Origin of the sequence: Ruminococcus turbiniformis, from assembly GCF_020687545.1 — a bacterium.
In the GTDB taxonomy this organism is placed as follows: domain Bacteria; phylum Bacillota; class Clostridia; order Lachnospirales; family Lachnospiraceae; genus Mediterraneibacter; species Mediterraneibacter turbiniformis.
In genome coordinates this window covers 1-11,087 of record NZ_JAJEQX010000058.1, presented here as the reverse complement: position 1 = coordinate 11,087, position 11,087 = coordinate 1, and the positions used below count along the sequence as shown (strand labels likewise).

The window sequence follows — 11,087 nt, the reverse complement described above, 5'->3', positions numbered from 1 at the left end:
AACGATCAATACTGATCAGTAGGGCGGAGTACCCTCTGCCCTGCTGATATCTCAGGCTGGCCGTTTAATATGGCCCTGACTGGCCGGGAAATGCGGCCCTGCTGGCCGCGGAAAGTGGCTGTTTGCAATGTCTAACAAACGCTGAGTACTCCTTATCCACAGCACACTCCCTTTTCAATTCGTTTGCCAAAGTTTTTTTGATTGTTGGATCAGTAGCTTGTTGCCATGAAAATAATAACTTGTTGACGGACTGTAAACGTTCATTTCTCCGCACAACCAAATCGCTTCTATTTAGGTCTAGGGTACTTTCTGTTACATACCCACGTGAATTATTGTCTCGTGCTGAGATTATCGTGCCAATAAAAAGAAAAAAATCATCAGGATTATCTATGTATGGATTAATCAGGGGAATCTGAGGATCATAATAGTCTTTTTTATTGATACGATTACACACTTCACAAGCTAAGGTTAGGTTGGTCCATTCAACATACAAATCAGGACGAGCAGTTTTCTTTTTGGGCAGAATATGTTCAATATCTCCAAATTCAATATGTTTAATTTTACTTTCACAATATGCACATTTTCCGTGTGTTTCCTTCTCCAAAGCATTCTTAATTTCTGTATTATTATACCTATGTGCTATAGTATCACTCGGTTTTAGATTTGCATTCAGGCATGTAAGATATTCTGTGGTCCATTGTGATGCGTTATCTACCAAGACCTTTGGTTTTATACCCTTTGATAGTTTAATCATTTGATTTTCCCCCAGCGATTTGAGAAATTGTATCTGGAATAAATTCAGCCAACCCGATTTCTTCCATTTCTCTACGTAAATTATCCAAATTGTCCTGTGTAAAATCTTTAGCTAAGTATTCTCGAATTATTTGTTTTAGGTGATTTTCTGCCCAAAATGGTATAGATGTATCTATCCCTAATACCTCCCGTAGAATAGCATTAGAGGTTCCTGCTCTGTTAACATAATCAAGTTTTGTCGAAAAAACTTTATGTTCTTCATTATAGTCAAGGACATATACGTTGGATTCTTTTACTGCACTAATCATAAAAGGATTATGGGTAGCCACAATAAACTGCACGTTAGGAAATGCTTTAATTAGATTTCCCAAAAAACTTTTCTGGAGCTCAGGATGAAGATGATTCTCTGGTTCGTCAATTAACGCGACAAAGGATTCTGATGTGTCTGCAAACATATAAAGTTGCCAAGTAATATCAATTATCGAAGATATTCCGCCTGAAACAGCATCTATCGGAAAGTTCCCCGTTTTTGTGCATAACATTACTTCCGGAATATTTACCGAGATGTTCTCAAATCCTAACTTGGGTGGTAGAACTATTCTCAGTATATTAACATATCCTTCAAACAACTTACGCGCAGTTTCATTCGGGATCACCGATTGATTTCCATATCCAAAAATAGCCAAAGAGGCCAAGGTTTCTTTAATCAACGATGTTGCTGATACTTCATTTGCGTTACGGTATGTATCAAATACAAAAGTTTTGTTGAATTCATTATATTTGCTATATATCTGCTGTCGTGTTGCAACTGACGTTGGTACAGATTTAACAGCTTTGTATGGGAAATTAGGTCTATGGGAATTCACATAGACTCCCTTTTCTGTTTTGCCTCCCTTAATCTCGATGCCGTATGTTCCATTGGTAATATTATCAGGAAGTACTAGATCGCAGATTACTCCATCCGAAAATTCCAGTTCCCCTAGTTTGTTTTTGATAGCCTGATTATCATTTGTGGATGTTAATTTAATAAAAAGCTTTTGACCAAGAGATTTTAGGCTATTGAAGTATTTGGAAACGCCTTTTTCATCTTTTTCATATGAACTGACAAACTGAGGATTCCATCCCGTACTCTTTGACAGTAAGTTTAATACGGTTGTCTTGCCAGCTCCATTTGCACCTGTTAGAACAGTTAAATGTTCGTGAAAAACAATATCAATATTAGAAAATTGACGCCAATCTTTAATGCTTAATCTTGTGAACATGATTACGATCCTCCGAATATCACAGTAAGGTATCTATTAGTTTTCTATATTCAAAAAGGCGATTTCGTTTGTTCTCGCCATTCAAACAAAAAGGAATTCTGTTATTCTGAAATGCACAAAACATCAATGTACTCACATATTTGCTTCATATATCCACTTTCCAATGAACCACCTTCCACTATATGTTTTTAATTATATCATGAACCCAATCCGTGGCTTCAGCTGACTCTTTCAATAGAAGCACCTTATCTTTTGAATCCAATCTGCCTGAAAGTATTCTAATAATCTCTGGTGTAACATTGTCTTTTCCGAGTATTTTTAGTGCTTGGACAACCAACACAGTTATGTATGACAGCCCTGTGATTTCCCTATTGGCTCTATGTTTAAATTCAATCTTTGTCGAATCCCATTCATATATTCTGTAAGGTCCATCACTGATATAGGACCAAGTGGCTGTTACCTGTGTTGAAAGCCCCAAAAAGTTTAACGCAGTATTTCCACATGGTGCGATTGTCCAGTGATAGCTACGAGCCAAAGCATTTGCCACTGCATTTGGATCAGTTGCTACATACTCTTTGAGAAGGTTGCTGTACTTCGGCTTTTCAAATACACCTCTAAAAACTCGGCGCAATATTCCAGAATTAACAAGACGATTCAGACTTTGGCGCACTGTATCTGAGTCTGCAATATCAGCAAAATCAGAAGTGGTAAACACCATCCCATTTTCTGCCGATAGCACCCGTTCACGTATTTGTTTCATATATCCACTATCCAAAGAACCACCTCCTGCAAGATGTCACGAATATTATATATAATTCGTGACATCTTTTCAATATCTCTATAACCGTTAAAGCACATATTTTTAGGAGAATACGCAAACATGAAAATTTATTAGAGAAAAGAACAGCAATACCTAATAATTGCCCATTTAGAATTTAATCGCCCATTTAACGGTAATATTTTTGTTTGGACATATGATAATCTCATCAATACAGCCCATAATCTCGCTGAGAGCAATTTCTTTGTGACTTGCTTTCAATAATTTGCGAAATACTTGATACTGTCTTTCGTAATCCGTCTTGCTTGTAACCATACCATCTCGAATTGCTTTCTTTTCATTCGCTGCATCTTGAGCTGCTCGAAATTCCTCTTTGCTGATTTCTCCGTCAACAAACCTCTCATAATGACGAATAGCATTCCTAAAAGCCTCTTGATATTGCTGATCAGATTGGGCAATATCATTGTCAATCTCCTTTATTACCTGCTTATACCGTGAATCGGAAATAAAATGCTCGTTTACATATAGCTTTAGTTGATGATAGATAGCATGAAAGACATCTTCCTCCCGCACATACATACCAGTGCACTTGCCAACGCCTAAACGATTTTTAGTAATACAGGTAAAGAAGTACCAATCTGCATGATTGGTTCCGTGCTTACGCTGCATTTTCCCACCACAGCACCCGCAGATAACTTTCCCTTTTAAAACATTTTCTGTCGATTGGCCTTTTGTGGTAAGGTTAAACGCTTTCGCTTGAAATGACCTTTGAATGGCATCAAAGGTATCCGTGTCTACCAAGGGCACATGTGTTGCGGCAACAGCTCTCTTTTCTTTTCCTTGTATGAGCATGCCGGTATAGGTTCGATTGGTCAGGATATACTTGACTGACCTGCTATTCCAATCTCCGTTGCCATCATCATAGTTTCCAGCCAACCCCTTTGATCTCGCATATTGGATTGGTGTAGGAATATTTTTCTCGTTCAAATACCGAACTATGGCGGTCATACCAGTGCCATTCGCTGCTAACTCAAAGATTTTTCGGACAACAATAGCTGATTTAGGATCAGGAATGAGTTTATCGTGGTTAGATTCTGATTTTTGATAACCGAATGGGGCTCTTGGCCCAATAAATGTACCTTGTTGTGCTTTCATGTCTAAGGTCGCCTCCACTTTCTTTTTAATTTCAATAGATGTTTGCTCGTTAAATGCGTTTATTATGGGTACACATATTCTGGAACTGTAAGGATGTTCTTGGTTGGTAATACCGTCAATCGTATCAAATTGATCGTTTACAGATACAAATCGGACTCCGTTAGCTGGGAAAATGACTTCGATATAGTAACCGGTAGTAATGTAGTCCCTTCCCAGGCGAGAGAGATCCTTTACAATAACACAGTTGACTTTGCCCGCAAGTATATCTTCTATCATTTTTTGAAATGCAGGCCGGTCAAATCGCTGACCGCTAAAACCATTATCGATATAGTAATGCGATATAGGAATTTGGTGCTGATCGCCCCAGCGTTCGATAATGAATTTCTGATTTTGCATAGAATTGAATTCTTCCTGATTTGCAACTGAGAGTCGAACATAGCCTACTGCATTGGCAGTAGAAGGTCTAAACATTTCTGTATACTGATGTTTTCTGCTTTTTCGTGCCATGAAAAAATACCCTCCTTCGCCAAAAAAGGCTACAGCGCAACCCGTAGCCTCTAACAATATCATAGCATATGGCATTTTCCGCTTCCACGAGGGAATGTCCATTTGTCGCTTCCACGAGCTTAGTCATTCCCATGTATCGCTGTTGATTAATATGGGATATTCTGCTGTGGCAATTGCAGAGAGAGTAGGGCATGAAAGTGTTGAGATCACATATCGATATGCACATCTATTTCCTACGATACAGAAAGATATGGCAGACAGATTAAATGAGGAAAGAGAGGATTCATGGAATGAGTGAAAAAAATATGGATAAAAAGAATCGCTGGCGTAATGTAACAATTGCTTTTCGAATGTCTCCTGAAGAAAATGAAGAACTGGATAAGAGGGTGAAACTTTGTGGATATCAAACCAGACAAGAATACATTATTGAAAGCGTTTTATATCAAAAAATCACAGCTGTTGGTAATCCGTTGATGCTGGTGCAATTTCGAAAACAGCTCCGGGATATTGAGACAGAATTAAAACGTCTGAACACATTGAATGATGCAGGAGAAGAAATATTTACTCCGATCAGAACCATGTTGGAAATTTTGAATGGATTTGCGGAAGGGAGAAATACAGATGAAAACAAAAAAGATGGTCAACAAAGTTTATGAAATCTTGAATCGCTCTAAGAAGTTAGAAATTGCCTCTATCCTTGTGGATTTTGAGTCTGATCACGTGGTGTTGATTGAATTGATGGATGGAAGTAGGTTTGAGATTATAGTGATTCCAACAAGACGGTTTGTTTGAGAGGTGGAGAAATGAGGGCTGGAAAAAAGAAAAAGCCCAGACAAAACATCTGAGCAAGTTCTCTGATAATCAGATTTAATGATATATCATCTTCGCAGATTAAGTATATCACGGATTGTAAGATACGACAATTCCCAATTATCTGTTCATCAGAGACTTGCCCGGAAGGGCAGGAGGTGAAGTAGATAGAATTGAAGACGATAGAAAATAAGAAGGCAGAATGGAAAAGATCAGAGCCGGAGCTGAAATTGATCAACATGGAATCGGTGAAAGTGGAACAGATCGAATGGCTGTTGTATCCGTTTATTCCTTTTGGAAAAGTTACGATCATACAAGGGGATCCGGGAGAAGGAAAAACAACGATGGTTCTTCAGATCATTGCTAAACTGACCAGAGGAGAACCAATCTTGTTGAACAAGAAATCCCAAAAAGAAGCACAGCAAGATAGCGAAGAGAATCTGAAACAGGAAGTGCTATCGCAAGATAACCCTATACAGCCTGTCAATGTCATTTATCAGACGGCAGAGGATGGATTGGGGGATACGATAAAACCTCGTCTGCTTGCGGCTGGGGCAGATTGTTCCAGAGTGCTGGTCATCGATGATCGAGAACAGCCATTAACCATGTTAGATGTCCGGCTTGAGGAAGCAATCATGCAAACGAAAGCAAGAATGGTGGTGCTGGATCCTATACAGGGATTTCTAGGAACAGATGTGGATATGCATCGAGCCAATGAAATTCGTCCGTTGATGAAGCGGATGGCAGTCCTTGCAGAGAAATATCATTGTGCGATTATTTTGATCGGTCATATGAATAAAAACAGCAATGGGAAATCTTCTTATCGTGGCTTTAGATCCATTGATTTTCAAGCTGCGGCAAGAAGTGTCCTGATAGTGGGGAGGTTGAAGGACGAACCGGAGACAAGGGTAATGTGCCATGTGAAAAGTTCCCTTGCACCGGAAGGAAAATCCGTCGCATTCCGATTAGGCAAAGAAACAGGATTTCAGTGGATTGGAGAGTATGATATCAGTGCAGATGACCTTTTGAGTGGAGATGCAAGAGGACAAAAAAGTCGGATAGCGAAGGAATTTCTGTTGGATATTTTGGCTGATGGCGGTATGGCACAGAAAAAGATCGAGGAAGAAGCGAGCAAACAGGGAATCAAGAAGAAAACTCTGCGGAATGCAAAACAGGAACTGGAAATCGATTCGGTCAAACGGGGAAACCAATGGTTTTGGATATTATCAGAATAAAGGAAGATGGCAAGGTGACCATTTCTTAAGAACAGGGCATCTTGCCACCTTGAAAGGAGAAGCGTATGGAAATAAAGAATGTACAGATTCCATTTACATTATTTCGACAGCTTGTCTCGTATCATTTGCTGGATGATTACAGTTGTTCAGATGAGATATGTAAGGGACTTGAAGAGAAAATGGATCATCTGGTCAATAGGCAATTGTATACGCAGTCGAAAACAGCAGCGACTGAAGAAGAGCGGGAAAAAGCCAGAAAGGAGTATTTGGATAAGAAAGGAATATCGGAGAACTTTCGTTGGTAGGGAATCTTCTTGTTTGAGTTATGACAGGAGCGTGGCACGCACCTGTAAATCACGGACAAAGAGAAGAATCAGATGATGCAGACGGAAGGATATCGCTGAACGGAAACAGCCCCGCAGGGCGCAAGGGTACTTTTGATGGACGAAGGCTGTCAAAAGTGCTTTTGCGTTACTTTCGCCGAAAGTAACAAAGCCTATGCGCTGTATCCGGCGCTGAATACTACCCGGACAGGGAGAAAGGAGAGTTATTGAAGAGAACAATTAGCTTTATGACAGGGAAAGGTTCTGTCAACCACAATAGCAGAAAATTCCATGCAAAGAATACTGATCCGCAACGGAGTCACTGGAACGTAGAATACTGCAATCAGGATATCCGGGAAGTGTACCATGAATTGTTTGACGGAGCGCTTGAACGGTATAATGCAAAGCAGACAAGGAAAGATCGGAAGATTGAAGATTATTACGAAAAGATCCGCTCCGGAAAACAGGAAAAGCCATTCCATGAGATCATCTTGCAGATTGGGAATAAGGATGATATGGGGGCGAAAACAGCAGAAGGGCAAATGGCGGCAAAGATACTGGATGAATATATGAAAGGTTTTCAGGAGCGAAATCCTACTCTCCGTGTGTTCTCCGCTCATCTCCATATGGATGAGGCAACACCGCACCTGCATATAGATTTTGTGCCATATATAACTGGAAGTAAGCGTGGATTGGATACAAGAGTATCTTTGAAACAGGCATTGTCGGCACTCGGTTTTAAAGGCGGTACGAGAATGGAGACAGAATTAAATCAGTGGGTAACGGCTGAAAAGCAGCAGCTTGCCTCAATTATGTTGGAGCATGGGATCGAATGGGAGCAGAAAGGTACACATGAAAAGCACCTGTCTCTGTTGGATTTTGAAAAGCAGAAGCGGGCAAAAGAAGTAGCTGCGCTTGAAAAACAGAAAGCGGAGTTGGAGGAGCATAATGCCAATATGCAGGAGGTCAATGAAAAATGGCTCGTTCAGTTGGAAAATATTGAACGGGAAATATCCTCTGCACATGAAAATCGGGAAGAGGCTGATAAACAGGCAGATCAGGCGAAGAAAAAGGCATCTCAATATGAGAAAAAACTGACAGAGATTGCGCCTATGGTAAAAGATATGGAAAGATTTGCAGAAAAATATTCTGATGATCCAGATGAAGTATTGCCGGAGGCGGGAACACTAGAAACAGGAAAATCCTACCGGGAGAAAAAGGCAAAGCCGCTGATTAAGAAGATCGTGACGGTACTGCGGTCAGTCTACCGGGCTTATCTTGATCTTTCCAGAAGATTTAGTGAAATGCAAAGATCATATGAGAGGGTATGGAGTAAAGTTAATTCTCTTACGGCTCGTGTAGAGGAACTTTGGAATGAAAATAGGATGTTGAGAGAAAATCTCGGAGATTTTGAACGTGTAAAGGGAGCTTTGGGGCATGATACTGTCGAGAAAATAGTTCAGGCGGAGAGACAGAGAGAACAAGTGCTAAAAGAACAAAAACGGGCACAGAAGCGAAAGATAGATAGAGGGGAAAGGTGGCAGAAATAAGCGGAATAGTTAAGAATGGGGAGGATAATCTTTTGTGTTTTTGGCTGTGCGATTAAAGGGATTCTAGTTTACAGTGTTCATGGTAGGGTGTATAATTTGAGGTGTAAATTGGAATTTTTATGAGGGAGATAATTGAAAATGATAATTAATAGAGATGATGCTTTTAAAGTTGTATGTGAACTAAGAACTCCATTAAGCGAATCACAATATAATGTTGGTACAGGAATGTTTGTTAGTTCTCCGGCTGGCGAAAATAAAAATCGAGGATGGATTCTTACTGCAAGTCATGTAGCATGTCAAACAACAAATTTTACACAAATTATAATTGCAACTAAAGGTGGAAAATCAGAAAGTTTGCCACTTTCTATGTTTAGCAAAACAACCGATTGGAAATACCATAAAACTGCTGATATAAGTATACTTCCTATTTATTTTACAGATGAAAATATGAAATTTATGGAAAATAGATTTTTCCCCTTAAATCATTTTAATCTTGAACATAAACCTGTTTCTAGAGATTATGAGTTAACTGCAATTGGCTTTCCTCATGGTTTAGGGGCAGAGGGTTCTTTTTCTCCATTTACCTTTCGTTCATATGCCTCATCTGGATTTGTAACACTTAATCGTGCTGATACAAATACCTTATCTGAATTTTTTTGCTTAGAAAATCCGAGTGTAGGAGGATATTCTGGATGCCCAGTGTTTGATTTAGGATATTCTACAAATGGAGTAATGCAAATAACTAAAGAACGCACTTGGTGCCATGGTATTATGCATGGAACAATGAGCGATAATACAGGTGGGAAAATAGCAATGGTTACACCAGCTTTCTATTTAAAAGATTTGATAGAAAGTATATAAGAAGATAAATTGAAAGTTGTTGAACGGAACTTTGGAAATTATCGAGGGCGCTAGTATGAAAAAATGTAGATATTGTGGCAAAGAACTAAATTCTAATTTTGAATTTTGTAGCAATGAATGCGAAGACAGTTATCGAAAGATAATTGAGAAAGATGGATATAAAATCAAGTATTTTATTTTAGGTATTATTTTAGGATTTTTAGTTATGCTTTATGGCGTTATATCAAACAGCGACCTCATAATAGGCGTTGGAATTATAGTGATGGGTATAGATGTTGTTTCATTGCCATTTACTACTCCCGAAACAACTGCTTTTTTAGGATACCAAAAGTCAAAATTTGTAGGAAGAATATTAGGTATATTACTTATAGCAGTTGGAATATGGGTGGGGCTTATTGGATGATAAACTGGAATTAGTTTAATGGAAGGAAGAAAGAAAATGAGAAATTATACAATAATATCTAAGGTTACAATAGTGGTATGTTTATACTTGATTGTTTTAGCAGCGATAAATAGCTTTACAGGATTTATAAACTCAAAAATAACCTTTAGCGGGACAGTAATCTGTATTGCGGGATTTTGTATAGCGATAGTTGCGATTATTTTTTTAGAGAACGAAAGAAAAAGGAAACACCAATAAATTTCATTCTGTAATGTGATAACAAATTCGTGATAACAGATTGATAACACTAGCAGAAACAGACCATAGAGATATGACAGTAGGAAACAAATAAAATCAAATAGAACCAAAACTCCTATACAAAACTGTATAGAACTAAAATTGATTTTGCGAGTTTGAGTAAGTAAAGAAATCTGAGAACCCGCATAAACAGGGCGTTCGAGACGTATTAGAGTTCTGTTTGATAACAAAATGATAACACTGGGTGAAAAGCATTTATTCACTTTTTTCCGGAGGTTATCAGGTAAATCCAACTGAAACCAATAGAAAAGGTCTTACTGAATTGAGTGAAATCAATTTGGCAAGACCTTTTTTGTTGGCTTTTTTTAATCTGTATTGGTTTCAGCTTTCCGCTTTTCACGCAGAGCGTCCAGATCCCGGCGGGTCTGTTCCCACTCCATTTTGGGATAGGTATAGCGCCACTGATCGTATTCTTCTTTGGTGATCTCGCCGGACTCCAGTTTCTCTGCCTGCTGATACCATGCATTAAACATATCCCACATACTATGGTAGGTCATTCCGGCGTCTTTGTCCAGTCGGAGGCAGAGTTCGCCGTCCAGTTTTCCGATTTTCAGACCACGGGTATCTTCCAGTGTAAAGAGAGTGTGCATAAGTCCAATATCCGTGTCAATATCGGGAACATTCAATAACCAAAGATAGCAGTTATAAGCAACGTTATTTAAAGAAAATTATTGCTGTACTTCTTATTGCGGTGGGAGTATGTGTTATTGTTTTTGGAATCATGGTATGTAATAAATTGCGGCAACCACAAAATTATATAGAAGCAGTAGCACCAGATAGTGTAGAAATGAAAACAGCTGAATTGTTATCTGGAATTGATGGAACCATGATGTTTCGATACAATTCAAAAGATACATTTCAAACATTGTATGTTTACTTGTCAGAATACCAGTCTGGAAAACGAATTTCTCATAAGAAGGTTTTGGAACTTTCCTATGAGGATGTGAAATCTGCAAAAAATGGATTGATTGTTATTACGCCGGATTTTGATAATTTTACTGCAAAGCTTATTGCGGCAGATGAATAGTAAGCGCCAAATATTCCTGCGGATTTCCTGATCCCCAAGTTTTGCCTATAATTGTAGTCGATAGATATTTAGACTATTTCACTACAATTATGGAGGATAGGTTATGGCAGGTACTCGCAAAGCCCG

The 11,087-nt window shown here is 38.8% G+C and carries 13 protein-coding genes and 1 pseudogene; 9 read left to right on the top strand and 5 right to left on the bottom strand.

Annotated elements, in window-relative coordinates:
• Window positions 1-64: 64 nt before the first annotated feature.
• From LKD70_RS17760 to LKD70_RS17745, 4 genes are all read right to left on the bottom strand, one after another.
• Window positions 65-754 carry an HNH endonuclease gene (locus LKD70_RS17760; RefSeq protein WP_227709202.1) on the bottom strand — a complete coding sequence of 230 codons (690 nt, stop codon included), beginning with the start codon at window positions 752-754 and terminating at the stop codon, window positions 65-67.
• On the bottom strand, window positions 747-2,015 hold the full coding sequence (locus tag LKD70_RS17755) for an AAA family ATPase (RefSeq protein ID WP_227709201.1): 1,269 nt from the start codon (window positions 2,013-2,015) through the stop codon (window positions 747-749). The genes LKD70_RS17760 and LKD70_RS17755 overlap by 8 nt, the downstream gene beginning before the upstream one ends.
• A gap of 178 nt (window positions 2,016-2,193) precedes the next feature.
• Window positions 2,194-2,790, bottom strand: a complete 597-nt coding sequence (locus LKD70_RS17750; RefSeq protein ID WP_227709200.1) for a DUF6088 family protein — start codon at window positions 2,788-2,790, stop codon at window positions 2,194-2,196.
• Between the two features lie 153 nt (window positions 2,791-2,943).
• Window positions 2,944-4,455, bottom strand: a complete 1,512-nt coding sequence (locus LKD70_RS17745; RefSeq protein WP_227709199.1) for a recombinase family protein — start codon at window positions 4,453-4,455, stop codon at window positions 2,944-2,946.
• Window positions 4,456-4,561: 106 nt separating this feature from the next.
• Here LKD70_RS17745 and LKD70_RS17740 point away from each other — a divergent pair.
• From LKD70_RS17740 to LKD70_RS17705, 8 genes and pseudogenes are all read left to right on the top strand, one after another.
• Window positions 4,562-4,753: pseudogene (locus LKD70_RS17740) on the top strand (tyrosine-type recombinase/integrase); the annotation flags it as partial.
• Window positions 4,746-5,111, top strand: coding sequence for a plasmid mobilization protein (locus LKD70_RS17735; RefSeq protein WP_227709198.1), 366 nt, complete (start codon window positions 4,746-4,748; stop codon window positions 5,109-5,111). The pseudogene LKD70_RS17740 and the gene LKD70_RS17735, both read left to right, overlap by 8 nt.
• A gap of 393 nt (window positions 5,112-5,504) precedes the next feature.
• Complete coding sequence (locus tag LKD70_RS17730) at window positions 5,505-6,500, top strand: AAA family ATPase (protein WP_265104937.1); 996 nt, start codon at window positions 5,505-5,507, stop codon at window positions 6,498-6,500.
• Window positions 6,501-6,565: 65 nt separating this feature from the next.
• Window positions 6,566-6,805 (top strand): complexin-2, encoded by a 240-nt coding sequence (locus LKD70_RS17725; RefSeq protein WP_227709197.1) that lies wholly within the window; start codon window positions 6,566-6,568, stop codon window positions 6,803-6,805.
• A 266-nt stretch (window positions 6,806-7,071) separates the two neighbouring features.
• Complete coding sequence (locus LKD70_RS17720; RefSeq protein ID WP_227709203.1) at window positions 7,072-8,373, top strand: plasmid recombination protein; 1,302 nt, start codon at window positions 7,072-7,074, stop codon at window positions 8,371-8,373.
• A 138-nt stretch (window positions 8,374-8,511) separates the two neighbouring features.
• On the top strand, window positions 8,512-9,234 hold the full coding sequence (locus tag LKD70_RS17715; protein ID WP_227709196.1) for a S1 family peptidase: 723 nt from the start codon (window positions 8,512-8,514) through the stop codon (window positions 9,232-9,234).
• A gap of 55 nt (window positions 9,235-9,289) precedes the next feature.
• Window positions 9,290-9,637: a DUF2116 family Zn-ribbon domain-containing protein gene (locus tag LKD70_RS17710; protein WP_227709195.1), complete on the top strand. Its 348-nt coding sequence runs from the start codon at window positions 9,290-9,292 to the stop codon at window positions 9,635-9,637.
• 36 nt (window positions 9,638-9,673) lie between these two features.
• Window positions 9,674-9,874: a hypothetical protein gene (locus LKD70_RS17705; RefSeq protein ID WP_227709194.1), complete on the top strand. Its 201-nt coding sequence runs from the start codon at window positions 9,674-9,676 to the stop codon at window positions 9,872-9,874.
• 365 nt (window positions 9,875-10,239) lie between these two features.
• Here LKD70_RS17705 and LKD70_RS17700 read toward each other — a convergent pair whose 3' ends face one another.
• Window positions 10,240-10,524, bottom strand: coding sequence for a hypothetical protein (locus LKD70_RS17700; RefSeq protein WP_407690999.1), 285 nt, complete (start codon window positions 10,522-10,524; stop codon window positions 10,240-10,242).
• A gap of 131 nt (window positions 10,525-10,655) precedes the next feature.
• Between LKD70_RS17700 and LKD70_RS17695 the strand changes: the two genes are divergently transcribed.
• Window positions 10,656-10,961: a hypothetical protein gene (locus LKD70_RS17695; protein ID WP_227709193.1), complete on the top strand. Its 306-nt coding sequence runs from the start codon at window positions 10,656-10,658 to the stop codon at window positions 10,959-10,961.
• Window positions 10,962-11,087 lie beyond the last annotated feature (126 nt).

Bases quoted from the DNA above. Each gene is read 5' to 3' on its own strand.
- LKD70_RS17730 (WP_265104937.1), top strand. From the start codon at position 5,505: ATGGAATCGGTGAAAGTGGAACAGATCGAATGGCTGTTGTATCCGTTT.
- LKD70_RS17745 (WP_227709199.1), bottom strand. From the start codon at position 4,455: ATGGCACGAAAAAGCAGAAAACATCAGTATACAGAAATGTTTAGACCT.
- LKD70_RS17755 (WP_227709201.1), bottom strand. From the start codon at position 2,015: ATGTTCACAAGATTAAGCATTAAAGATTGGCGTCAATTTTCTAATATT.
- LKD70_RS17735 (WP_227709198.1), top strand. From the start codon at position 4,746: ATGAGTGAAAAAAATATGGATAAAAAGAATCGCTGGCGTAATGTAACA.
- LKD70_RS17720 (WP_227709203.1), top strand. From the start codon at position 7,072: ATGACAGGGAAAGGTTCTGTCAACCACAATAGCAGAAAATTCCATGCA.
- LKD70_RS17760 (WP_227709202.1), bottom strand. From the start codon at position 754: ATGATTAAACTATCAAAGGGTATAAAACCAAAGGTCTTGGTAGATAAC.
- LKD70_RS17695 (WP_227709193.1), top strand. From the start codon at position 10,656: ATGGTATGTAATAAATTGCGGCAACCACAAAATTATATAGAAGCAGTA.
- LKD70_RS17715 (WP_227709196.1), top strand. From the start codon at position 8,512: ATGATAATTAATAGAGATGATGCTTTTAAAGTTGTATGTGAACTAAGA.
- LKD70_RS17710 (WP_227709195.1), top strand. From the start codon at position 9,290: ATGAAAAAATGTAGATATTGTGGCAAAGAACTAAATTCTAATTTTGAA.
- LKD70_RS17725 (WP_227709197.1), top strand. From the start codon at position 6,566: ATGGAAATAAAGAATGTACAGATTCCATTTACATTATTTCGACAGCTT.
- LKD70_RS17700 (WP_407690999.1), bottom strand. From the start codon at position 10,524: ATGCACACTCTCTTTACACTGGAAGATACCCGTGGTCTGAAAATCGGA.
- LKD70_RS17705 (WP_227709194.1), top strand. From the start codon at position 9,674: ATGAGAAATTATACAATAATATCTAAGGTTACAATAGTGGTATGTTTA.